Raw genomic sequence first — 22,999 nt, forward strand, 5'->3', positions numbered from 1 at the left:
AAATATTGATTTTTACAACTGAGTCAAAATCAATATTTTTAACGGGCGGTTTTTTATAGAAGACTTCCCCTCACAGCGACCAAAGCCACAAACAAGGAATTGTCTATCTCTAACGGGTTTCTCACCCTAAAAAATCACCTACTTCTGATGTGCTAATGAAGCAGCCAGGAATCCCTTAAATAAAGGATGTGGCTTATTTGGTCTTGATTTAAACTCAGGATGTGCCTGTGTTCCAATAAACCAAGGATGCTCAGGAATTTCAACCATCTCGACGATACGTCCATCTGGGGAGAATCCGGAAAGCATCATTCCATTTTCCTGAAGTACTTCACGGTAATCGTTATTAACTTCGTAACGGTGACGATGTCTTTCTTCAATCTGTTTATGACCATAAAGCTGATATGCTTTGGAGTGTTTGTCAAGGATACATGGATAGGAACCAAGACGAAGTGTTCCGCCTAAATCAGTGATGCCTTCTTTATCAGGCATGATATGAATGACAGGATTCGCTGTGTTTTCATTAAATTCATGACTGTGTGCATCTTTTAATCCGAGAACGTTACGAGCAAATTCTACGATAGTAAGCTGCATACCAAGGCAAAGTCCAAGGTAAGGAATCTTGTGTTCACGGGCATAGCGGATAGAGCAGATCATTCCCTCGATACCTCTGTCACCGAATCCACCTGGAACGATGATTCCGTCTACGTCAGAGAAGAAGCTGTCTACGTTGTAATCACTTACTAATTCAGAGTCAACCCACTTAATCTCAACCTCTGCATTGTTAGCAACAGCGCCATGTTTTAATGCTTCTACTACACTGATATAAGCATCATGGAGAGAAACATATTTACCAACGAGGGCAACTTTTACTTTATGTTTTGGATGTTTCCATGCATTAACCATGTCGATCCAGTCAGTTAAATCTGGCTGTGGGCATTCCATGTTGAGACATTCACAAGCCACGTTTGCAAGTTTTTCTTTTTCCATAGCGAGTGGTAATTCATATAAAATATCAACATCTAAGTTCTGGATAACGCGTTTCTTTGGAACATTACAGAACTGAGCGATTTTGGCTTTAATATCATCATCTAAAGGAAGGTCAGAACGACATACAAGAATATCTGGCTGAATTCCCATTCCCTGAAGTTCTTTTACACTTGCCTGTGTAGGCTTGGTCTTTAATTCTCCAGAAGCCTTTAAGTAAGGAATTAAAGTTACATGGATGAGGATACAGTTCTCGTGTCCTACTTCATGCTGGAACTGACGAAGGGCCTCTAAGAATGGCTGGCTTTCGATATCGCCAGCTGTTCCTCCAATTTCGATGATGGCTACTTCTGTCTCAGAAGCGTCTTCATTGTGATAGAAACGGCTCTTGATCTCGTTGGTAACGTGTGGGATAACCTGTACAGTATGTCCACCGAAATCTCCGCGGCGTTCTTTGTTAAGAATGCTCCAGTATACTTTACCGGTAGTAACATTGGACTGCTTATTTAACTTCTCATCAATGAAACGTTCATAATGTCCAAGATCAAGGTCTGTCTCAGCACCATCATCCGTAACGAAAACTTCACCGTGCTGAATTGGGTTCATTGTACCTGGGTCCATATTGATATATGGATCAAATTTCTGGCTGGTTACTTTATAACCACGAGCTTTTAAAAGACGTCCAAGGGAAGCAGCAGTAATACCCTTTCCTAAACCGGAAACAACTCCACCTGTGACGAATACGTATTTTACTGGCATGGATAAAATCCTCCTATATTAGATACTGTTTTTACATTAATTATATCATTATACTATAACTTAAACGCTTTTTCCAGATGAAACACGAAAAAATAATGACCAAAAGTGACGGGAAAAAAGTAAAATGGGCAGTCAAAATAGAAAATAAAAGTAGAAAATGATAAAATAATCCGGATATGCTGAAAGAAAATGATACCCGGATTATATAATATATAAAATAATTTCAATTTATTATGCGATGCACAATGAAATTATGGGGTTTAAATCTGCCGTGAAGCCCTCCGGTATTCATTCGGAGTCATAAAAGTATTTTTCTTAAAAGATTGTGAGAAGTAAGATTGCGAGGAAAAACCAATCATAGAAGCAATGGCTGCAATAGAATGATTGGTTGTTTCAAGTAGGTTCTTACTTTCTTCAATTCGTTTGTCATTGAGATAACTGATTGGGGAACAGCCAAAGTGCTTTGTAAAAGAATGAACAAGATAATATTTGTTCATCTTACTTTCTTTTGAGAGAATATCAAGAGTGATATTTTCTGTGTAATGGCTGTCCAAATATTCTTTGACAAACTTGCAGTCCCGATTATTTTTTTCTTTAGAAGGAAAATCATAATGAATGTTGGTATTTCGCTGAATTTCGATAAGAATAAGATTCAGGTAATACCGACATGCATCTTCATAAAACTCAGAATGCTTTTCTAACTCATGAATCAGCATATGCATTAAATGCTGACAGGTATCAGAAGGAAATGATAATCTGGTAAATGGAGGGATGCACTGTTTGGTGTCATCAATGAAAGATAGATTCTCAATCCCCAGTATCACAAAATCGAGAGGGGATTCCCGAACGTCAACAGAAAATTTCTGCTTATCAGGATTCACCAGTAATAAATCATTTTCTCGAACCGGTAAAAATTGATTGCCGAAATAAAATTGTCCCTGTCCCTTTTGAATAAAGATAATTTTTGAATACGGATGCCCCGGAAAGATGTTTGAAGCAGGGGATTCGCAATGATACATATTGACATGCGACAATTTTACAGATGACTTTAGGTTAACATGATGCTGCTGTAAAGTATACCTTGTTTGCGTCATAACTGCCTCCTTTTTTGATTTACGACTTTTCGTTTTGCATAATGATTGCTTGTGATGAAAATATCAAATGTCGATAATTATATTATATTGTCTTTTTTTACCGTTCTCAACGAAAGAAATATAAACATTTGGGATAAATCCATAATAATTATAAAAATAATATAAATTCTGATTGAAGTTTGACTTTTTTTATGGGAAAATGAAAAAGTTAGCTTAAATTTTTTTATAATTTAGATGTACTATTCAGAGCCTTTCTTACATGTGCTTTTGCAGCCGTTTTTTTGTCAGATGTACCTGAATTTCATCAAAGTATAAACTGTATACACTTCGAAAATTTAGACATAACTGATAAAAAATCTTTTCACAAAAGCAGGAACAAAAAGACTCCGAGAGGGCATGATATATTTTAGGAGGAAGAAAGAATGAAAGAACCAGTATTAATTGTAATGGCTGCCGGAATGGGAAGCCGCTATGGTGGATTAAAGCAGATGGATCCAGTAGATGAACAGGGACATGCGATTTTAGATTTTAGTGTTTATGATGCAAAAAGAGCTGGCTTTAAAAAGGTAGTGTTTATTATAAAACATGCCATTGAAAAAGACTTTAGGGAAATCGTTGGAAAACGAATCGAGCCATTTATGGAAGTAGAATATGTTTTTCAGGAGCTGGATAAGCTGCCAGAGGGTTATCAGGTGCCAGAAGGAAGAGAAAAACCATTTGGAACAGGTCATGCCCTTCTATGCTGTAAAGACGTGGTAGATGCCCCATTTGCCGTAATCAATGCCGATGATTATTATGGGCCAAAAGCATTTCAGATGCTCTATGATTATCTGACAACACATGAAGATGATGATTTATACCGCTATGTTATGATTGCATTTCATATCGAAAAAACTATCACAGAAAATGGTCATGTATCCCGAGGCGTATGTCAGGTAGACAAAAACCACTACTTAAAAGAAATCACAGAAAGAACAAGGATTGAAAAACGAGGAGCAGAAGCTGCCTTTACTCTTGATGACGGAGCAACCTGGACACCAGTTCCAGACAAAACACCAGTTTCCATGAACTGCTGGGGATTCACACCAGGATTTTTAAAAGTACTTGAGGACAAATTCCCTGCATTTTTAGACAAAGGATTAAAAGAAAACCCTATGAAATGCGAATACTTCCTTCCAAGCGTAGTAGAAGAACTGCTCAAAGAAAAACGCGCAACTGTAGAGGTGATGGAATCCGCTGAAAAATGGTATGGCGTAACTTATAAAGAAGATAAAAAATCAGTAATGGATGCAATTTCTGAGATGAAACAACAAGGAGTGTATCCGGAGGAACTGTGGAGTTAGGACTCTGATTGACGCAGGCAGGGGAGACGCCACAGTAGTAAAATCAAAAGTGTCTGGAGAGTCAACAAATCGTCTAAATGCGAAGTTCTATAAAACTCCTCGAATATTTTGATAGAGACAGCTGTTGAATTTACTTCAGCAACCACAATCAGAACCCGGAAAATGAAAAAAGATATATTTGTGGCCTCGGAGCAAAGGTTGGATGCGAGCGCATGAGCGAACATTCAACCTGCAGCGACTAAAGTCACAAATATATCTTTTTTCATTTTCCGGGTTCGTCTATTTTGCAAAGAAAATCAAAGCTCTCTCTGTTCATAAAGAGGGTCTTTCTTAGAACTTCGCACCATCTTCTGATACTGTGATGGAGACATTCCCGTGATTTTTTTAAACTGTTTTGAAAAGTAATAGATTGAGGTATAGCCCAGCGAGGCAGCGGTATCTGTCAGATTCATACGATTCTCCCGAATGCACCGTTTGGCGGCACTGATTCGCATCTGGCAAAAGTATTCGATTGCTCCATAGCCAGTCTGTTCACGAAAAATTCTCTGTAGATGGGAGCGGCCTATGCCAAATTCTTTGCAAAGATGTTCTACCTTAATATGTTCGGTGATATGTGCCTCATAATAATCGGTGATTCGGTTGAAAAGAATAGAATCTGTTTTTAAGAGAGAAGCGGAAGCGTCTTTTTTTGTATTTTCAGATGGAGTTTCTTTTTTCTCTTCGGAAGAAGTATACTGGCGCATTAGGCTGATGAGGAGCATTTCAAGGTAAATGCCGATAAGTTGTTCACCGCCGAAAGGCTGGTTATATCTTCGTTCGAGGGCAGCAGGCGATGCTGGGTTGATTTTTGGAGAAAAGTTGTTTTTTCCTTCTAAGGCGAGTGCCTGTAATAACTCGGTCTCTTTTTTCTGGCATACAAGCTTTTTGTTGGCGAGCAATGAAAGATTTGCGGTATCACTGTAAAAACCTGCGGTAAATAGAACGGCAATATTGCCGGAGGAGGCCCTAAAAGAGTAGTATTCATTTGGAGACTGGATGAAAAGTTCACCCTTTTGCAAAGTGACAGGTGCCTGTTTTTTGTTGGAAAAAGAGATTTCGGCAGAGCCATCCTCCACATAGAGAAGTTTCCAGTAATCGTGATACTCACTTTTAAAAATAAAGTCACTTTTATATTCAAAATAGTGGAGAGAAGTAAGCTGCCGTATTTCAAATTCTTTTTTCAGATGTAATGATTCAAGAGCCATAGTAAAGTCCTCATTTCTATGTTATTTCTATAGTGTTATATGCTGATTATTCAAAATAGTATTTATGATAATTATTCAGAAATATATGTTATATAACTACGCAGAATGAATTAGGATATTTGCGTAAAGTAAGGTCGTTACATATATTTATTATTTTATAATATTTTTTTGTGGAAATCTAGAGTGTGTTTAAAAAATCATTTTTCAAACACACTCTAGTAAAAACCAATAAATCACCCTCTTTGAGAAATGCTTTTTTTCTGTTATAATCGTATAAGGGCAAGGAGAATAAAAAAGATTTCTTTTTGCATATAATGAATAAAAATGAGGTGTAAAGAGTTGATTTCTACTTTTACAATGGAAGCCGGGCTTGTGATTGCGGCATTAATGGCGGTGGTCGGAGTCGTTCAGTGGAAGCGGCAGAGTGGTCGGCAGCAACAGGAAAAATACATATTGGATTATGCCGGGCAAGTTTCGGAATTAGAGAGTCAGAAGAGAGAAGAAGAACGGCAGCAGAGACAGGAAGAAGAAAAGAAGCAGAAAGACCGCTTATTTGGCATGGACTTTATGATTACGCATGGTTCCGCCTTTGGTGGCTGTGCAGCGATTTGTCCAGATGGAAGAATCCGCAGGGATAAGGTGGCGCTTGATAATATTCTTATGTATGGAAAGCATCCGTCGGGTAAAGAGTTTACTTATTATATCGAAGATCAGGGATTGGAAATCTGTGCCTGCGATAATCCAGAAGAACTGACGGTTATTTCGAAACAGCAGCCATTTGAGATTCGCGAGGCAGGTCTTTCGCGAGGACAGGGTGTTCCGACAAAGCAGGCGGTCATAAAGCAGGATGTCAAGTATTATATTATTTTGGAATCAAAACACGAGATTTCGATTAAAGCAACGAAAAGATGTTAGACGGGAGAGATACAGATGCAGGAGACAAAAACAATACGGGTGAAGAAATGTCCTTACTGTTTCCGTAATATTTCAAATGAGGATGCAGGATTTCTTTTAAGAACAGACGGGGTAAGATTTCAGTCACCAGCGTTAAATGAAGTATTTTCTTATAAGACAGATACGGCGTATTTGTATTTCTGGAGCGCTATGGGAATCCCGGAAGAACAAATCGATGCAAAGAGAATTATTATAGATAATGAAGTTATGACAGAACTGAATCAGGAACTGACAGCGGCCGGAAGAGATCTTGCCGTGAAACGCTTTGATACGGATAGTTGTGGATATACGTTTCATGTGGAAGAGGGAGCGGTTACCCTTTTTTCCAATACGATGGTCTGTCCGCACTGTCATAATGTACTTCCACAGAACTTTTTTAAATATGAGATGTTGATGATCGGGCTTGCAGGAAGTGTCGCTTCTGGTAAGACCGTGTATCTTTGTTCTCTAATGATGAATGGATTTGATGTGATGCAGAGACAGAATCTTACGGTTCGTAATGCTTATGGCAATCCAAATGATGATTATAAGATAGAGATGGAGCGGAATGCCGACCGTCTTATGCGGTATGGAATCTGTCCGGAGTCAACAAGTAAGGCTTTTAAAAAACCGGTATTTTTGGAAGTGACCTATCGGATTGGACAGAAGAATCTGCATATGCTTACGGCAATTTATGATGTGGCGGGAGAGCTTATCAGAGACAGTGCAGGTACAGGAAGAACAGGATTTGTCCGGCATATGGATGGATTTATCTGCCTGGTAGATCCAGCGCAGATGCATCTGGAACATTCTCTCATTAATAAACAGATTCCTGATGAGGAGCGAGTATTAGAGAAACTTTATGTCATGGGGAAGGAAGAACAGATGTCCATTCAGAGAATGAGTAATGAGAATGGAAAGCAGGTTATGGATCAGGCGGATTTCATGATGGAGAATACGATGAGTGACGAGTATTTTTATGAGAGAAAGGCAGACACCGTTTTAGATTCTATTCGTTCTGTTCTTGGAGATCATGAATTAAAGCAGAAGTATATGGCTCTTACTATCGCAAAGAGTGATTTATTAGAGGAACTTGGAGAGATAAAGGAATACAGGGGAAGCAGTCTTTTATTTGAGAGAAAGCAGGTATCTTATGGCTTTATGAATATGGATCATCATTTTTTAAGACAGGAGATATTAAAACAGATTTTTGATCAGAAAGTGTTCCGTCTGCAGCGTAATCTTGCAGATTACAAAGAGAGTGGTCTCTTTGCAGTATCAGCACTTGGCTGTGAGACAGAGGAGACGATGGAGGGAACACAAAAGGAAGTGAAAACAGTAGGAAGAGTACGGCCGATTCGAACAGAGGAACCAATACTGTGGATGATGATGAAGTTCATGCAGGAAAGAGGGTGGCTTGAATGAAGACAGAATATTTAATACATGAGTATATGTGGTCGAATCATTGCATTTCCGGGAATAAACTTGGCTGGGGAATTACTGCTTCCTCCATGCCGGAAGACAGAGCCTATTTAAGAGAACTTGAAAAGCTGGCACAGGCAGCTGTTATAGATAAGACTGGAAAAACAGAAGTAGATGAACTTGTTTATAGTTCTGTTTGTGGTTTTGTAAAGATGAGTTCTGTTCCATGTGAATCGGGAGAGGATAAGCGGCAGAATAAGAGAGTTAGAATTTATCAGCCCAAGGCTCCTGAAAGTAATCCAGTAGCCTATCTTGCACCGGGAGGGGAATGGGCAGAGGAAGAGAGTGTTGGTTATTTACAGCCGTTATTCCTTGAAGAACCGGAATTTCATAGAAAAGATATCTTGCAGGAGATGAATCTTATGTCAAGACTGCCTGAATTTATGCAGGTAGTCTTTTGGTGTTTGTCGGGACACTCTGAGGGAATTAATATTGTGGCACCGGATTGGAAAGAAGAAGAATTTGCAGAAAAAGCAAAGCGTTTGATGTATGTAATTCACAGCTTGCTGCCGCAGCCGGCAAGGGAAAGAGCAGGATATGTTTCCTTTACAAGAGAGGCAATCCCATCCGTTTCTTTCTATTTTTCACAGAAAGTATGTGGAACAAAGTATTTTAACCTTTCTGAAAAATCTGAAAGAAATGATTGGGAGAACACGCAGACAGCCCTTGATCAGTATTTTTATAATGGATTTGCACAGGCAAGCCAAAAAGAAGACGAGATCTATCGAGATTTTCAAAAAACGGCTGGGAAGTATTTAAAGACTGTTCGAGATAACGGAAATCTTCTTAAGAAAGTAGAGTGGATTTTCTATGATATTGCAAGAAAGCATGGACAGAGTGCACTTAGCATAGAAATTTTAAGTGAAAATTTTCCAGAACTATTATATTGGGTATGTAAAGACAAAGCATTAGAATATGTAGCAGAAGATATTTTAAAAGAAATCAGGGAATATAAGTTTTCAGCAAAAGAAAGACAGAAATATATAGAGAATCTTTTAACTGGCATGACAGGACGCTCAAGAGAGCGGATTTTAAAAGAAATCGACAGAGTGTTAGGGGAGGTATTTGAGGAAGATAAAGTAGAGTTTGCCTCACTTCTTGCTGTGATCAGAGAGAAAAATAAGGATATTTATACCAGCCTTCTATGTGAAACTTTGGCGAATCAGAAGCTATCTGATTATGGAAAAAGTCTGTTTCGCATGAATGCGAGGGACATGGAAAGTCTGTATAAGTATGTGAAAGATTTTAATGAGGAGAAAGTACCAGGAGAACAAAAAGATGAGATCCTTCGTACAGGAATCGGCCTTTTGAATGAGGAACTTTTTGACAAAGACCGGTTTGAACTGTTCGATAAAATAGCGATTCATTTGAACCGAAGGGAGCAGTGGATTAAGATTCTTCAGGATTTTGTAAAGCAGCTACAGGAACATGCAGCGCTCTTTAATAAAAAGCAGTTAGATACAGCGTGTTATGTGGAGAAAATGCTCGGCGGATACCGGCCGGAAACAAGAATGGTGCTTCGTCAGGAACGCGGACACAGAACACATAGAATAAAAAAAGGCGGACAATCGAAAGACAGTGGTGAGGAGGACAGTGACATGGGACGACGGTATAAGAAAGCAGCAGAAACAGAGAAAGAAAAAGCGAGAAAAACAGGCACGGAGATAGAGAATGTGGAGGCAGAGGCAGTAGAGGACAGCTTAGAAGAGGAAGGACCGGCAGTTCCATTTTTACTTATGGGATTCCCGCAAGGATTTCTCACCGGTTGTATCATGTACTTATCTCATTATTCTTTAATGATTGGCCATTGGAAGATTGCACTTGGTATGGCGGGCATGTGGGTTCTTCTCATGCTAAATTATCAGGCTGTGATTATTCAGAGAAAGGCGAGTTATCCTCTGTGGAAGGTAGTTGGCCTGTGTCTGGTAGAAGGCTGGATTATTGAAGCGGCGGCCTGGTTTTTCCGTTCGCAAAAAGTGAGACTGTACTATTTTATTATTTTGGGAGTAATTACGGTATGTATTCAGGTAGTGAATCTCCTTCGCCTGAAAAAGGAAAAAAGTCAGATGGAAGAAGAATCGGCACATGCAGGCAGATAGAAAAAGAGGAAGTTATGGAAAGATTAGCAGACGATACGATAGAATCTTTTATGAATGCGATAGAAGAACGGCTGGCAGAAGGGCAGAAAAATAAAATTCCATTTTCCAGATTTTTAGAGGAAAAAATGGATGCCTTTGATTACAGCAATACATCTTTGGCAAAAAAGGTGTTTCACCGTGTAGAAAAGAAGAAAGAGGGAACAGTTTCTTATGTACCTGTGACAAGACAGGCAATCGGGGCATGGCTTCGTGGTTCCATGCCATCATCCAGGGATATCTATGTCACACTTGGTATGGCATTTGAAATGAATTTAGAGGAAATTAACCACATCCTTCTGGAAACCTATATGGGATATGGACTTTACTGTAAGAATATTGATGATGCTTTGTGGATTGCACTGATTAATGGACTTTTTCCAATTGATGCCTTTGAAGATGTCCGGGCACATATTGAAGACATTTTAGAAGAAAATATACAGCAGGACAGCAGAAGCCTTGCAACGATGGATTTGTGGGTTATGCTTTCTGAAGTGAAGACATTAGAGGAATTCTATGAACTCATTCGAAGTTACAAAGATGAGTTTAAGGATGGAACAAGGAAGTTTGGCCAGTGTCTTGAAGAAGTTATTGAGGAAGAATATGGATACTATGATAAGGCTGCCTGGTTTTTAAGAGATATTGGCTGTCTTCACTGTGAAGCACAGTTTTCAAAGATAAGAGCAGGCAAAGCAGTTGTTACAAGAGAATGGCTGCTGCGGTTCTGTATTGCCTTGCAGCCAACGTATGAATCCATTGAGAAATTACTTGCAAAGGCACAGATGGAACCTCTTGGCATTACACCGGCAGAAGTCATTATCGAAATGATTGCCAGATACAAGTCGAATTCAGTGGCTAACAGCCAGGAAATCTGGATTATGATTGAATCTGCATCAGAGAGACTGCGCCAGAAAGGCTATGAAATCGAGGAAGATTTATGCCGGAAATATAATTCTGTTTATGAACTTCCAGCTGCACAGAAATGGTGGTTTTCCTTCTGTATCGGCAGACAAATCTTAAAAAATGAAAAGAATAGAGAATTTGGGTATGAGAAGAACGGCTACTGCCGTTTTGCAATGGAAGATAAACTGCTTTTTGATGATATGAACCGCAATAAGAAAAATGTTTCTTTTAAGAAGAGTGCGGCAGAATATATGGAAGAGGGAATTGATAACTGGCAGGAAGTTGAGTTTCAGGAAATTCCAGCTCTTTTGATTGAAAAGAACTATGTACCGGATGCTCTTGATATGGAAAAGTTTGAGGACTATTGTTATGTGAGACGGCCTAGCCGCTTTACGAAGGATTTCCTTCGTAATGACATGTACTTTTATGCGGCAACTTTATATTCAATCTGGACAGGTAAATGTTACCAGAAAGAGAATGGCATGCAGAATGTGGAAGAAATCCAGAAAGAATTTATAAAAAATAATCTGGATGGAAAAGCCCTTCTTTCTATCCTGGCGGAAGTTCTTGGAGAAGAAGAGGATGGATGGAAAAGCGACTTGTCTTCTATGGTAGAAGCAGTAGCAAAAGTAAGAAAGAATCAGTAAAAGTTCAGAAAGCTAATATTTGAATAAAGGCACTATTTATGGTATGCTCCTGTTGAAAGTGATTGGTAAGAACGCAGCAGCGTTTTTAAAAATAACGAAAGGCAGGAGCTATATTTATGTCTATTATTTCGCAGATTGGGGTAGTTATTTTAATTGCATTTATTGTACTTGTTTTAATACGTTCGAATAAGAATCTAAAGAAGGCTTCCGAGGAGGGAGAGAACTTCGTAGATGAGTGGGCATTAAGACAGGAAAAGAAGGAGGAAATTAAGCAAAAACGTGAGGAAAAGAAGTTAGAAGTTCAAAAAGAAAAAGAACAGAAAAAGTTACAAAAGAAACAGAAACGAAAAGGAATTCTGGTTGATGAGGATAACGAACCTGAAGAGTATGAGTTACGTGAAGAAAAAGAAGAAAAACAGGCATTAGAGGAAGAACAGTATGCCGAAGAATATCCAAAGAAGAATGATTTCTCAGAGATGGAATATGAAGAAGAATCTCAGCAGGACGGATATGATGGAGAGAGTATTCGAGTTAACACAGATTGGTTATATGACTATGAAGAGCAGGAACGAAAGCGCCAGGAGAGAATGCAGCCGGAAGAAAGCAGCGTAGGGCAGGATTATAAAGACGAAAGTGGCAAGATTGTTCCGATGAAGAAGAGAGAAACAACGGGAATTACGCTTATGAAGCTGGATGCCAATCACAGAGTTATGGCGCGGTACCGCGTGAATAAGATTCCATTTACAATTGGAAGAAGTACAAGTAATGATTTAGTACTGGATGATTTATGTGTAGCAAGGAATCATTGCCGCATTATTGAGAGAGACGGACGTTATCTATTAGAAGATGTGGGAACGATGAATAAGCTTTATGTGAATGGAATGGTGACAGGGCAGGTTCCATTGTCAGATGGTTTAAGAGTTTACATTGGAAATGAAGAATTTCAGATTGCGGTAGAGGGCGGAAGAAGCCAGTCTACAAGACTTTATAAAAATGCGGAGGGAAGCTATGAGTAGGCATGATACTGGAACAAAAGCCTTTTCTTTTGAAAGGGTGGTATGGGAAATCCAGAGAGCATTTTATTCCTTTAAAAATAGTCCGGTTCTTGCCCTGCTGTTGATGCAGGCAGCGGCCTTTATCTTTGTGCAGGCGAAAGGCGCAGGAAAGATTTATCTTGATATGATAGGAATCTTACTTGCGATTACGTTATTATCCTGGTTTTTTACCTCTGTGATACACGGAAATAAGAAGATTGTTATTTATACCTTGTTACTTCTTACGGTAGGAACGATGCTGCAATGTATTTTTAAAGAAGAGCAGGTATTAAAGAATCCGCAGTATTATGCGACACATAATCCGGCAACATCATTGCAGTTTCAGTATATTCTTGGATTTGTGATGGCTCTTTTGGCAGCGTTCATTTATATAAATAGCAGAAATATTGCTTCTATAAAGTGTTTGAAGCGTTTTAAATTATCGACGATTAAGGTATGCAGAATATTCTTTTGGTTTTCCTTATTGCTGTCGGCAGCAACTCTTGTTCTTGCAAAGAGTGTTGGTAACGTAAGAAACTGGATTACAATAGGTGGTGTTTCTTTACAGACAACAGAGTTTATTAAGTTTCTATATGTATTTATTGCGGCAGGACTTTTAGGAACAAAGGCGAATCCGGATAAGGAGAATATACGGGCTTTTTATACTGTAACATTTTTAGAAGTATTGTTTTTGGCATTACAGAGTGAATTTGGAACCATGCTTCTGATTCTTATGCTGTTTTTAACATTCCTCTTTTTATTCGTTCCAGATATAAAGGTATTTATCGGAACGGTGTTCGTCATGGCAGCAGGTTCTGTCGGACTTTCTGTTATAGGAGCACAGATTACAAAGTGGAATAGTGCAGGAGTGTTTCTTGGAACGAACAAACTGGCACAGATTTTCCTTTCAAATTATAACAAGATAGCGAATCGTTTTATTTATTGGCTGCATCCGGAAAAGGATGCTTTAGGACTTGGATATCAGCTTCTTAAAGCGAAAGAGTCTATCGTACTTGGAGGGTGGTTTGGAACCTCTTCTGTGACAGAGCTGCCGGTTAAGACGAGTGACCTCGTTTATCCAGCACTGATTCAGCGTTGTGGTATGATATTTGCACTGCTTGTATTTATTGTATTTATTATGATGTGGCTTGAGGGAGTAAGACTTTTTGTAAGAAAACAGGACCGCTATCACAGAGCAGTTGGCGCGGGATTTGTATTTATGCTTTTTGACCAGACATTAATTATCATCGCTGGAAGTACCGGGCTGTGCCCACTTACCGGAATCACGCTGCCATTTATTTCAAGCGGAGGAACTTCACTTATGATCAGCTTTATGATCGTGGGACTTATCGTAGCGGTGTCAAGTAATGTCAAATGGAAAGGAACAGTAGAAGATGAAGAAGAACAGGATAAATTTTTTAAGGAGAACGCAGTTACTGCAAAGTGCCACGCTTATCTGCGTCATCTTAATGATCATTTCTCTCGTGAGAGTTTCCGCGCTGCTTCCGGGCGTATCAAAAGAAGCGGACAAAAAGAAGAGTCAGGCCAAGGCAAAGATATATGAGAAAGAATATGTGAGAGGATCTATTTTAGACCGTAATGGAAATACGATTGCATTTTCACAAAAGCCGGGCGGAGCACGCACATACTCTCATCCCTATGCTTTTTCTAATCTCGTTGGTTACTGGTCCAAGATTTATGGAACATACGGTGTAGAAAAGACGATGAATGAAGAACTTGTTCACAGCAATTGCGGGGCTAATCCAAAGCAAAAGAAAGGTGCGGATGTTTCTCTTACGATTGATGCGGCTTTGCAGGAAAGAGCATATAAGGACATTGAGAAATATAAAGGATCTGTTGCAGTTCTTGATGCAAAGACAGGAGAAATATTAGCGTTAGCATCTTCGCCATCTTTTAATGTGTCTGAGATTGAAGATAAGTGGAAAAAAATCAATGAAAAAGAAGGAGTATTCCTCTCCAATGCATACCAGAATCCGGTAGCGCCAGGTTCCGTATTTAAATTAATCACATCCAAAGAAATCGTAGAAGCAGGTATTGAACGAGAAGAAGTTGAAGACACTGGTTCAATTACGGTAAATGGACAGACAATACGAAATTATGGTGGTAAAGCCTATGGAAGTATTTCATTCCGGGAAGGGTTTGTGAAATCCTCTAATGTGTACTTTATGAACCGGGCGTTAAAGCTTGGCGGCCTTCGCCTTTATAAGACAGGAAAAAGCTTTTTACTTGGGGAAGACATTTCTCTTGATTTTGCAACAATCCATTCTAACTTTGATTTAAAGGGTTATGAAGATAATGTTGTTGCGACAACAGCATTTGGCCAGGGAGAAACTCTTGTTACACCCCTTCAGATGGCGATGGTTACACAGAGTATTGCAAATGATGGTGTAATGTTAAAGCCATATCTTTTTAAATCTGTAGTCAATGGAAAAGGGCAGACAACAGCGGAAGGCAAGTCAGAAAAGTTAGTAGAGACAATGGATACGGATACTGCGCAGGAGATTAAAGAAGCAATGAAGGCTGCAGCACAGTCTTATGGAATGTCCACAGTAGGAGAGAAAGAATATTCTATTGCTGCGAAGACAGGAACTGCGGAGCGGGGAGATGGAACGAACAACGCATGGCTTGTTACATTTGCACCGGCAGATAATCCGCAGTATGTCATCGTTGCAAATCGTTTAAAGACAACGGAAATTGGAAAAACACTTGCACCAGTGGTAGAAGATTTATACAATACACTTTTTGATGCAAATTAGAGGATTTCTCAAACAAGCTCTAGAGCGTGTTTGAAAAACCATTCCTACAATCTGCACGCCCCAATTTGCGGTATATTTTGCCTTCATTCAGTTGACGTAGCCCGCTACGCCGCCCTCATTCAGGTAAAATCTCCCACAAATTGTAACGCACATCTTGCAGAAAGCATTTTTCAAACACGCTCTAGAAACTAAGGAAGCATTTTTGAATCATAATTAAGAATTCTTGAAGGGAGAGATTCTCTGGTGGATGATTTCCCGTTTCAAGAAGCATGCACACAGAAAAAGGAAGGGGTTCTTTTTTACCTGTGCGCTGTTGCTCTTTTATTTCAAGAAGAGCGTGGAGAAAGTAAGTAAGTTCCTGAATCAACATCTGCTGTCCCTTTAAGTCAGGAGAAAGATTATAAGAAAAACGCAGCTCATATGGTGGATTTGGATTATTCAGGAAGTAGTAACAGTAAGTAAAGTCTAATAAAGTGATTGCCAGATGCCCGTCTAATGTTCTTATAAGTACATTGGACGGATGAAGATCCGTATAAAGAATTCCTTTCTCGAGAAGATAAGAAAGCACTTTTCCAGTAGAAAGCAGGAGATATAATAGATCTTCTAAAGCCAAAAATGGTACGAGTTTAGGCAATAAGCAGCCATCACAGCACTCCATACAAAGCGCAAAGACAGGAGTATTTGATTCTGGTAATGAGAAATTCTCGCAGAACCCATAATACTTTGGGAGAGATGGATGGGACAGAGGGGATAATCCCTCATATTCATCAAGGAGTGCCTGTTTTAGCGCAGGGGTAGTATTCTCGCTGCACTTTAAAATATACTGATGATTAGAATCAGCAGCTTTATAGATTAAAATATCTTTTTTTTCTGATAGAATGTAAAATCGGAAAACGATTTCGGAAACATGGAGAACCTCCTTTTGTAGATTTTTTATGTGAATCAGTGTATCATAAAGGAAAGAAATTTTCAAATGAGGGAAGGGAGGAAGTACGGTGGCTTTCTTTTTTGCAAGTGAAATAAACCGGCGCTCATCGAATGAAGACAGCTATTGCCAGATGGAGATTCATATGAATGCAGAAGCAGTAGTAAAAGCGATGGTAGTAGCAGATGGAATGGGCGGACTTTCCGGGGGTAAATATTATTCAGAGGCGGCAGTAAATCTGTGGTATCAGGAATTGCTGCAGACATTGATGAGTGATCGATTTAAAGGGAATCCCTTAGACCGGCAGATTGAGATTTTACAGGAATTTTCTGAAGAAATATATAGTAAGTTAAATCAGGGATTGTATAAGAAAGGATTGGATGCCGGAATCAAAGGAGGAACCACCTTGTCTGCGGTGATTCATTTCTGGGATACATTTATTGTATCAAATTGCGGGGACAGTCCAATATACCGCATCAAGAATGGAACAATTGAGCTTATCAGTGAAGTACAGAATGTGGCGGAAGAGATGGTAAGGGAAGGAAAAACAACAGCAGGGTCCGTATTATATTATCAGAATAAGAATCGCCTGCTTGATTATCTTGGAAAGAGAAAGGAATGTAAGCCCTATTGCCGTCTGTTTCCCGCAGAGGAGATTGACGGAATACTGATGGGCTCAGACGGAGCGTTCGGAGATCTTACAAAAGCAGAAATCGAAACGATATGTTGTGATTGTGAGCGCCCGCAAAGAGTGATTGGACAGATTTTTGAGAGCGCAAGAGAAAGCGGGGAAGAGGATAATCAGACAGCAATTCTTTATGTAAATCAGGAAAAGGAAAAAAACAAAAAGGAAAGCGAAGTAAAGTTTCCCAAAACAGATACCAGACAGTCGAAAAAAAAGGAAGATATCTGCTGTTATACAGAACTTCCTAAGAGCAAGAAGCCGCTGTCATTAAAAGAGAAACTTTTTAAAAACCGTTTTATAGGAGGCCGGTAAGATGAATTGTTATTTTGAAGAGGGCGAAGTTTTCACATGGATTCGCGACAGAGAACGGTCCGGAGAAAATATGGTCGTATCTTTAAAAATGTTAAAAGAATGTCACCGCACCGGAAGTAAGCAGGCCATGATTGCCGAAGACATCCGCACAGGTAAAAAGTATTTTGTGAAGGTGTTGTTTTGTAATGATCTTGAGCAGGTTTATGTAGAAAAAGAAAGTAAGGTACAGTTGTATTCTCCTTATATTATCCGAATTTATGGAGGAATGCTTGACGAGAAAAACAAGCGTTTTATTACATTGGTAGAATATATCGAAGAAAGTGATCTATCAGAACTGATGCGCGGCCGAGGGATTGCAGGAGATACCTGGAATGAGAAAATGAAGGTGAGGAATCGCATTGCAATGAAGTTCCTGCTTGGAATAGATCATTATATGTCTATGTACCGGCAGGATCCGATTGTTCATCGAGATTTAAAGCCGGAGAATGTACTGGCCTCCCCGGATGGTTCTGTTGTTAAGATTATTGATTTTGACTGGGTACATCTTCATGCATCAAATGTGACTGTCATGCTTCGGAGAGAACAGAAAGGAACGCCAGGATATGCCGATCCAAGATATTGGAACAGTTATATCTGCCGGCCGGAGATGGATATTTATTCTGCCGGACTTGTACTTTATTTTATTTATACAGGGAAGCATCATTTCTATGGAAATGATGAGATAAAGAATTACATGATAGGGGATGACTACGCCTATCAGTTAAAAGAGATGCCAGGAATTGATGATCGTTTAAGCCGTATTATTGCAAAGATGATAGCGAGAGAAGAAGAACGATATGGAAGTATAAAAGAAGTGATTCAGGATATGAAAGAATACCTTATGTCTGTTAGAAAGCTTCCTGAACTTCCCGAATTTTTAGAACAGCCACAGGAGCAGAAAACGATTCGTTTTTCCTACCGTATCGGTGATGTAAAATATAGTCCATATATGAAGAATTATCGTTTTATTCCGATTGAATTTGGTACAAAGCAGGAACGAAGCCAGAATGGAAGAATGAGCGGACATATTTTATCATTTTATCGGATGGATGATAAGGTAAAAGCACTTATCTTACATGAAGATTGCCACATTATCAGGAAACAAAAAGAGAAAGAAGTCTGCGAGGGAGACATCTTTACTTATGCGGGAACAAATATTGAAATTTTGCAGATTAAACGGTGATTTTTGAGAAAGAAATAAAACCAAAAGGACAGGAGTGTTAGGCAATATGAATGAAAGTTGGAATCCAGAAATTCCTTTAGACTTACAACAGAATTTTAAGAAAGAAAAAGAACAGGCATTTACACTGTATTTAGATTTTGTAGTGGATGCGACGGCATCTATGTATACCGTATTTCCAGCAGTATATTATGCAGCTGCACATTTTTTAGAGTGCCTGTCAAAATATGAAGTATATCCGCAGATTGGACTCACACTGATAAGAAATGAAGAAAATGGTGAGGAGACAGAAACGGTTTTATTTGAGGGACGAGATAGTTTTACTTCAGATATTTCCTTATTTTTAAAAAAGTTAAAAGGAACCAAGCTGTATGGCGGCGGGGACGATGGAAAAGAATCGGTGCATAAAGCAATCGGAACTTCCCTGCGCAAGTTTCCTGTTTCGGGAAGAAATAAGGCGATTATGGTATTTACGGATGCGTATGGAAGTAATGACTATGAGGAATACACACAGTATCCGGTAGGACAGGTGATCTTTTTCTCAACAGATGAAATGAGTGAGGAAGATTTCCATTTTTGTTTTGTAAAGCCGGATGGGGAGCTTGATGAGGAGGCTTCTCCGATGTTCATTAAAATTGACAAATTATTGAAACCGATGAGTACAGAATTTTTAGACAATATAGTCAAGCCATTAAAGGATTTGATGAAAGGTGTGTCTATTGGTGCATAGAAAGGGTGAAATGTGTGGAAGAGAGAGAACGTATGGAAACAGTCCCGATGGGGAATGGAAGTAAGGAAGAATTATTTGAAAAAGGGCATCCGGTAATCCGGGAGTTAAAAAGTATTCCCGAAATTATTTTTGAAGAACAGATTGGAATGCTGCCATCCTCAGCGATTCCTGTAAAGTCTTTATTTGCGAGAAAGCAGATGGATCATTTTCATGTTGATTCATTAATTCTCAAAAAAATTGCATTACAGGTACTCCATATTCTTAAAAAGCTTTCACAAAAGCATATTTACCCGGGGCTTATCGAACTGCAGGAGTTCTATGTAGACATGGATAACAGCCAATATGGTGTTGTCCTTTTACATCCTGAAAAGTTTCAGCTTCTTACCTTTGAGCAGGATTATGAATGGTATCCAGAAGATGAGAGAATTTTTGGGGATGCTACTTTATTTGATGAGAAGATGCAGCAGATTGCAGACAATCGTTTGATTTATAAAATCCTTGTAGCCAGTGCGAAGGGGAATGTTAAAATTCCTCCCCTAAAAACAGAAGCAGATTATTCAGAGCTATTCTACAATATTCTTTCAGAAGAATGGAAACAGATTTTTGAAAACAGAGAGATATGCAGCTATGAAAAATTGCAGAATTTGTTAGAAGAATCTATTCAGATGGAAGAAGAATTCGCCAGAATGACAAAAGAAAGCTTAGATGAAAAGTCAGAGCAGAATAAAACAAAAAAGGCAGAAGAACTGCAGGCAAGGAAGAGCGGGGAAACAAGCGCAGAACAGTTTGATTTGTTTATTATTTTGCGGACAGAACTGGATAACTCCAAAAAGATAAGTAAGATGCTCTATCTGCTTCAGGATGAATTAGAACTGGAAAATACACTTTCTGGTTATAATTGCCAGCAGGCATTTGTTTTTGGAAATGGTGCAGTTCAGGTGAAAACATTTCAAAATTACCGCACAGGTTTTCGATGCCAGTTTCCACAGACCATCCGGGAATATTCTTCAGGTGAGGCGTTAATTATAGGGACAGATCTGATGAAAGAGAAAAAAGAAGAACTCCTCTTAAAAAATGGAGAGAATCATAAGCAGCAGCTTTGTCTGTATATATTAATGGATGGGCGTATTAAAAATGATCAATTATTCCAGATTGCTCTTAACAGACTTCAAAAACTAAAAGAAGAGGGAGTAAAACTATGCCTTAGAATGGTAGATAATATTTATTGTGAAGCATGCCAGAAATTAAAAGATATTGTGGAGGACACACAACGATGCTGTTAAAAAAGTTAAAAGACTTTCACGAACGGACAATGGAACAGTATAAAGAGGAAGAAAATCTCGAACCCTGGAAGAAAAAGGTAATGGAACTCCATGAAAAGTCTGCGTTTTTATTCTATTACGACGCTACGTTAGAAGAAAATGCAGAACAAAACAGTCTTATCATACAAGGCTCCCTCGTTGAGGGTGAACTTCCCATTGGAAGTACTGTGTATCTTTATACCGGCGAGGGAAAATATCTTGGAAGCGGTCGTATCTTAAGTGAACCAGAAGAAAAAGAACAGGGACGAAGGGGACTTTTCAAAAGACGAAGAAACCAATTTAACTTAGGTCTTGATGAATATCTTGGAAAAAAAGTCGAGAAAATGAAATCCAGAGAAAAAACAAAAATGTTCCATCATATAGAAGCGAATGCTTCACTGATTTCGGAACTTCTGATTTGCGAAGCAAAGTAGACGCCTTCGAAGAAAGCTTATTCCCTATATTTGTGACTTTAGTCGCGGCATGTTGAATACTCGCTCTACTCGCTCGTATCCAACACTTGCTCCCAGGCCACAAATATAGGGAATAAGCTTTCTTCGAAGGCTGTGCATTGGCAGTAGTTTAAACTGCAATCCTATGCGAGTGAAGTAACCGGCAATTGAATTACCGAGGATTTTTGCTTAATTTTCTAAATTTCCCAGATGTTCTATCTCTCTTGTCATCTTTTTCAAATTCCTTCCCACAAAATTCTGACTTTCATCCAAACGCCAAAGAAACCCCGCTGGCGAATCCTAAAATTCTCCAACAATAAATTCTATTTTTCTCTCTACCAAAGCACAGCTCTCAGTAAGTACTCTTCCCCAAATCCCTCCAACTGATTTTCTGAGCTGCCAACAAGCAGAACTCCTGAAGCTAAATAAAGCATATTTGTGGCCTCGGAGCAAGGTTTGGATGTGAGCGCTTTAAGCGAACATTCAAACCGCCGCGACTAAAGTCACAAATATGCTTTATTTAGCTTCAGGAGTTCGTCTGCTCCACAGCCTCACAAACCAGAATTTAACAATGTAGACAGAATTTTCTCCATATCCTTATTGTCGCTATTTTGTGCCAGCGCCATGACCTGTTTCAATTTCTCATTTTGATTTCCATCCGAATTATTCATAAGAGAATTTAAGAGAAAAAATAATGAGGGATCAGAAAATGGATTTGCTTCAGGAGCATTTTGAGTTTCAGCAGCCGCTGGTGCAGGTGGACGGACGAGTTCGGGATGTTCAGAAAGTATCTGGTTATATTTTTCGTAGAATCTGGAAAAATTCAGGATTTGTAGAATATTATCAATCTGGCGGGCTTTTTCTTCAGAGACAGAACTTCGAACGGAGCGAAGGATAGATTCTATATCCGTAGAATTATTTTCGAAGCCACAGGCGTTCAGGCGTTCACTGTCATCAAAGCCTTCTATAATCTTTTGCATTTCAGAAAACTTTAAACAGAGAGCCAGAAGTTTTCCAAGATTTGTATTACAATAGGGAATGACATTTTCTAAAATGGTAAGATTGTCATCATTTATGAGACGGGAGAGAGGGGATGAAGAATCATTTCGATTTGGCATAGAAACCTCCTTAAAACAGGAAAGCTACCTGTGAAGTTTTCATATATTGTAATATACAGGTAGAAGTATCTGTAATTATTCCATCTTATGAGAGGAGAAAAAGGATTATGAATGAAAATCTCATTGTGGAAGACAATACGATTTATGAGATAGACCCGGAATGTCTTAAGAAAAAAAGAAAGTGTCAGGGAGAAACGGGCGAAAAAGTGGAAACAGAAAACACTAAAAAGCAAAAAATGCAAAGGAGAAATAGATAAAATAGTAATACAAGTAAAAATACGAATAAGATGTCTGTTAAATTTGTGTTTTACAGATTATATGACAAATTTTAATGGGATTTTATCAGCCAAAAAAGGACTGCCGTATGTGACAGTCCTTTTTTTACGATTAGAAAATACAGGGCTAACTAGCAGCCGCATCCACAGCCATTTCCGTTTGTGCCGATACCGCAGCCGTTGCCACAGCAGCAGAGAATAAGGATGAGCCAGATCAGATTATCATTGCCACATCCGCAGTCATTGCCATTATTGCAGCATAAAAGAATTAAGATCAGCCAAAAGCAGTTATTAAAACCAAAGTCATTTCCACATCCGCAACCGGAAGAACAGGAATTCTGGCAGTTTGTAGCAGCTAAATCACTCATGGGAAATACCCCCGTTTTTTGATTACAGTTTATAGTATGCATTATCAAGAGAATGTTTCTTTTCTGGTAAAAAAATTCTGCGAATCAGGAAAATGTAGGAAATTTCCAGAGAAAAACAATAGAATAGCAGGATTGAGATGTGAATATTTCATAAAAAATAGAGTTAAAAAACATTTTTCTTGATTTTTTTGGAAAAAATGAAAAAGTGGCTTGCTTTTTATTCAAAAATGGAATACAATTACCACTGGTATATGAAATAAGTAAAGAAAAACGAAGGAA

Annotated in this window: 20 protein-coding genes and 2 pseudogenes; 15 read left to right on the plus strand and 7 right to left on the minus strand. The window is 38.9% G+C overall.

Annotated features, from left to right (window positions below):
* Window positions 1-138: 138 nt before the first annotated feature.
* Window positions 139-1,743: a CTP synthase gene (locus tag EUBHAL_RS14385; protein ID WP_005351822.1), complete on the minus strand. Its 1,605-nt coding sequence runs from the start codon at window positions 1,741-1,743 to the stop codon at window positions 139-141.
* 260 nt (window positions 1,744-2,003) lie between these two features.
* Window positions 2,004-2,837, minus strand: coding sequence for a helix-turn-helix domain-containing protein (locus tag EUBHAL_RS14390; RefSeq protein WP_022169630.1), 834 nt, complete (start codon window positions 2,835-2,837; stop codon window positions 2,004-2,006).
* 422 nt (window positions 2,838-3,259) lie between these two features.
* On the opposite strand from EUBHAL_RS14390, the gene EUBHAL_RS14395 reads away from it, so the two are divergent.
* Complete coding sequence (locus EUBHAL_RS14395; RefSeq protein WP_005351828.1) at window positions 3,260-4,180, plus strand: glycosyltransferase family protein; 921 nt, start codon at window positions 3,260-3,262, stop codon at window positions 4,178-4,180.
* Window positions 4,181-4,476: 296 nt separating this feature from the next.
* Here the strand turns inward: EUBHAL_RS14395 and EUBHAL_RS14400 are convergent, their stop codons facing one another.
* On the minus strand, window positions 4,477-5,424 hold the full coding sequence (locus EUBHAL_RS14400) for an AraC family transcriptional regulator (RefSeq protein ID WP_005351829.1): 948 nt from the start codon (window positions 5,422-5,424) through the stop codon (window positions 4,477-4,479).
* A gap of 324 nt (window positions 5,425-5,748) precedes the next feature.
* Between EUBHAL_RS14400 and EUBHAL_RS14405 the strand changes: the two genes are divergently transcribed.
* The 7 genes from EUBHAL_RS14405 (at window position 5,749) to EUBHAL_RS14435 (ending at window position 15,335) form a co-directional block, all read left to right on the plus strand.
* Window positions 5,749-6,339, plus strand: a complete 591-nt coding sequence (locus tag EUBHAL_RS14405; protein ID WP_135960950.1) for a hypothetical protein — start codon at window positions 5,749-5,751, stop codon at window positions 6,337-6,339.
* 15 nt (window positions 6,340-6,354) lie between these two features.
* On the plus strand, window positions 6,355-7,782 hold the full coding sequence (locus EUBHAL_RS14410) for a hypothetical protein (protein ID WP_005351831.1): 1,428 nt from the start codon (window positions 6,355-6,357) through the stop codon (window positions 7,780-7,782).
* Window positions 7,779-9,938: a hypothetical protein gene (locus EUBHAL_RS14415; protein ID WP_005351833.1), complete on the plus strand. Its 2,160-nt coding sequence runs from the start codon at window positions 7,779-7,781 to the stop codon at window positions 9,936-9,938. Before EUBHAL_RS14410 ends, EUBHAL_RS14415 begins: the two co-directional genes overlap by 4 nt.
* Complete coding sequence (locus tag EUBHAL_RS14420) at window positions 9,857-11,524, plus strand: hypothetical protein (RefSeq protein ID WP_044923856.1); 1,668 nt, start codon at window positions 9,857-9,859, stop codon at window positions 11,522-11,524. The genes EUBHAL_RS14415 and EUBHAL_RS14420 overlap by 82 nt, the downstream gene beginning before the upstream one ends.
* Window positions 11,525-11,640: 116 nt before the next feature.
* Window positions 11,641-12,540, plus strand: a complete 900-nt coding sequence (locus tag EUBHAL_RS15050) for an FHA domain-containing protein (protein ID WP_005351837.1) — start codon at window positions 11,641-11,643, stop codon at window positions 12,538-12,540.
* Window positions 12,533-14,122, plus strand: coding sequence for an FtsW/RodA/SpoVE family cell cycle protein (locus tag EUBHAL_RS14430; RefSeq protein WP_005351839.1), 1,590 nt, complete (start codon window positions 12,533-12,535; stop codon window positions 14,120-14,122). The genes EUBHAL_RS15050 and EUBHAL_RS14430 overlap by 8 nt, the downstream gene beginning before the upstream one ends.
* A gap of 10 nt (window positions 14,123-14,132) precedes the next feature.
* Complete coding sequence (locus tag EUBHAL_RS14435) at window positions 14,133-15,335, plus strand: penicillin-binding transpeptidase domain-containing protein (protein ID WP_005351841.1); 1,203 nt, start codon at window positions 14,133-14,135, stop codon at window positions 15,333-15,335.
* Here the strand turns inward: EUBHAL_RS14435 and EUBHAL_RS17075 are convergent.
* Window positions 15,306-15,458 (minus strand): annotated as a pseudogene (locus tag EUBHAL_RS17075) (DUF6783 domain-containing protein). The gene EUBHAL_RS14435 and the pseudogene EUBHAL_RS17075 sit on opposite strands and share 30 nt — an antisense overlap.
* Between EUBHAL_RS17075 and EUBHAL_RS17080 the strand changes: the two are divergent.
* A pseudogene (locus EUBHAL_RS17080) lies at window positions 15,426-15,527 on the plus strand (DUF6783 domain-containing protein); the annotation flags it as partial. The pseudogenes EUBHAL_RS17075 and EUBHAL_RS17080 overlap by 33 nt on opposite strands.
* Here EUBHAL_RS17080 and EUBHAL_RS14440 read toward each other — a convergent pair.
* Entirely contained in the window at window positions 15,517-16,308 is a 792-nt protein-coding gene (locus EUBHAL_RS14440; RefSeq protein ID WP_005351843.1) for a protein kinase domain-containing protein, read from the minus strand. The pseudogene EUBHAL_RS17080 and the gene EUBHAL_RS14440 overlap by 11 nt on opposite strands.
* Window positions 16,309-16,330: 22 nt before the next feature.
* Between EUBHAL_RS14440 and EUBHAL_RS14445 the strand changes: the two genes are divergently transcribed.
* The 5 genes from EUBHAL_RS14445 to EUBHAL_RS14465 are packed head-to-tail and all read left to right on the plus strand — an operon-like array spanning window position 16,331 to window position 20,941.
* Entirely contained in the window at window positions 16,331-17,257 is a 927-nt protein-coding gene (locus tag EUBHAL_RS14445) for a PP2C family protein-serine/threonine phosphatase (protein ID WP_044923859.1), read from the plus strand.
* Between the two features lies 1 nt (window position 17,258).
* A complete protein-coding gene (locus EUBHAL_RS14450) occupies window positions 17,259-18,479 on the plus strand; it encodes a serine/threonine protein kinase (protein WP_005351857.1) in 1,221 nt (406 codons plus the stop codon).
* Between the two features lie 46 nt (window positions 18,480-18,525).
* Window positions 18,526-19,206, plus strand: coding sequence for a vWA domain-containing protein (locus EUBHAL_RS14455; RefSeq protein ID WP_005351871.1), 681 nt, complete (start codon window positions 18,526-18,528; stop codon window positions 19,204-19,206).
* 32 nt (window positions 19,207-19,238) lie between these two features.
* The gene (locus tag EUBHAL_RS14460; protein ID WP_022169374.1) at window positions 19,239-20,489 is read left to right on the plus strand and encodes a hypothetical protein; all 1,251 of its coding nucleotides are present in this window, start codon (window positions 19,239-19,241) and stop codon (window positions 20,487-20,489) included.
* A complete protein-coding gene (locus EUBHAL_RS14465) occupies window positions 20,480-20,941 on the plus strand; it encodes a hypothetical protein (RefSeq protein WP_005351875.1) in 462 nt (153 codons plus the stop codon). Before EUBHAL_RS14460 ends, EUBHAL_RS14465 begins: the two co-directional genes overlap by 10 nt.
* 569 nt (window positions 20,942-21,510) lie before the next feature.
* Here EUBHAL_RS14465 and EUBHAL_RS14470 read toward each other — a convergent pair.
* A complete protein-coding gene (locus EUBHAL_RS14470; RefSeq protein WP_005351877.1) occupies window positions 21,511-22,077 on the minus strand; it encodes a hypothetical protein in 567 nt (188 codons plus the stop codon).
* Window positions 22,078-22,184: 107 nt separating this feature from the next.
* Here EUBHAL_RS14470 and EUBHAL_RS16000 point away from each other — a divergent pair, with 107 nt between their 5' ends.
* Window positions 22,185-22,334 carry a hypothetical protein gene (locus EUBHAL_RS16000; protein ID WP_005351879.1) on the plus strand — a complete coding sequence of 50 codons (150 nt, stop codon included), beginning with the start codon at window positions 22,185-22,187 and terminating at the stop codon, window positions 22,332-22,334.
* 149 nt (window positions 22,335-22,483) lie between these two features.
* Here the strand turns inward: EUBHAL_RS16000 and EUBHAL_RS14475 are convergent, their stop codons facing one another.
* Window positions 22,484-22,720, minus strand: a complete 237-nt coding sequence (locus tag EUBHAL_RS14475; protein ID WP_044923862.1) for a hypothetical protein — start codon at window positions 22,718-22,720, stop codon at window positions 22,484-22,486.
* Window positions 22,721-22,999: the final 279 nt, after the last annotated feature.

This window comes from Anaerobutyricum hallii DSM 3353 (assembly GCF_000173975.1).
GTDB classification, from domain to species: Bacteria; Bacillota; Clostridia; order Lachnospirales; family Lachnospiraceae; genus Anaerobutyricum; species Anaerobutyricum hallii.

Excerpts from the sequence above, each read along its gene's own strand:
- EUBHAL_RS14430 (WP_005351839.1), top strand. The coding sequence starts at position 12,533 with ATGAGTAGGCATGATACTGGAACAAAAGCCTTTTCTTTTGAAAGGGTG.
- EUBHAL_RS14455 (WP_005351871.1), top strand. The coding sequence starts at position 18,526 with ATGAATGAAAGTTGGAATCCAGAAATTCCTTTAGACTTACAACAGAAT.
- EUBHAL_RS14415 (WP_005351833.1), top strand. The coding sequence starts at position 7,779 with ATGAAGACAGAATATTTAATACATGAGTATATGTGGTCGAATCATTGC.
- EUBHAL_RS15050 (WP_005351837.1), top strand. The coding sequence starts at position 11,641 with ATGTCTATTATTTCGCAGATTGGGGTAGTTATTTTAATTGCATTTATT.
- EUBHAL_RS14405 (WP_135960950.1), top strand. The coding sequence starts at position 5,749 with ATGAGGTGTAAAGAGTTGATTTCTACTTTTACAATGGAAGCCGGGCTT.
- EUBHAL_RS14385 (WP_005351822.1), bottom strand. The coding sequence starts at position 1,743 with ATGCCAGTAAAATACGTATTCGTCACAGGTGGAGTTGTTTCCGGTTTA.
- EUBHAL_RS14400 (WP_005351829.1), bottom strand. The coding sequence starts at position 5,424 with ATGGCTCTTGAATCATTACATCTGAAAAAAGAATTTGAAATACGGCAG.
- EUBHAL_RS14395 (WP_005351828.1), top strand. The coding sequence starts at position 3,260 with ATGAAAGAACCAGTATTAATTGTAATGGCTGCCGGAATGGGAAGCCGC.
- EUBHAL_RS14410 (WP_005351831.1), top strand. The coding sequence starts at position 6,355 with ATGCAGGAGACAAAAACAATACGGGTGAAGAAATGTCCTTACTGTTTC.
- EUBHAL_RS14450 (WP_005351857.1), top strand. The coding sequence starts at position 17,259 with ATGAATTGTTATTTTGAAGAGGGCGAAGTTTTCACATGGATTCGCGAC.
- EUBHAL_RS14460 (WP_022169374.1), top strand. The coding sequence starts at position 19,239 with ATGGAAACAGTCCCGATGGGGAATGGAAGTAAGGAAGAATTATTTGAA.
- EUBHAL_RS16000 (WP_005351879.1), top strand. The coding sequence starts at position 22,185 with ATGAATGAAAATCTCATTGTGGAAGACAATACGATTTATGAGATAGAC.
- EUBHAL_RS14390 (WP_022169630.1), bottom strand. The coding sequence starts at position 2,837 with ATGACGCAAACAAGGTATACTTTACAGCAGCATCATGTTAACCTAAAG.
- EUBHAL_RS14470 (WP_005351877.1), bottom strand. The coding sequence starts at position 22,077 with ATGCCAAATCGAAATGATTCTTCATCCCCTCTCTCCCGTCTCATAAAT.
- EUBHAL_RS14465 (WP_005351875.1), top strand. The coding sequence starts at position 20,480 with ATGCTGTTAAAAAAGTTAAAAGACTTTCACGAACGGACAATGGAACAG.
- EUBHAL_RS14475 (WP_044923862.1), bottom strand. The coding sequence starts at position 22,720 with ATGAGTGATTTAGCTGCTACAAACTGCCAGAATTCCTGTTCTTCCGGT.
- EUBHAL_RS14420 (WP_044923856.1), top strand. The coding sequence starts at position 9,857 with ATGTATTCAGGTAGTGAATCTCCTTCGCCTGAAAAAGGAAAAAAGTCA.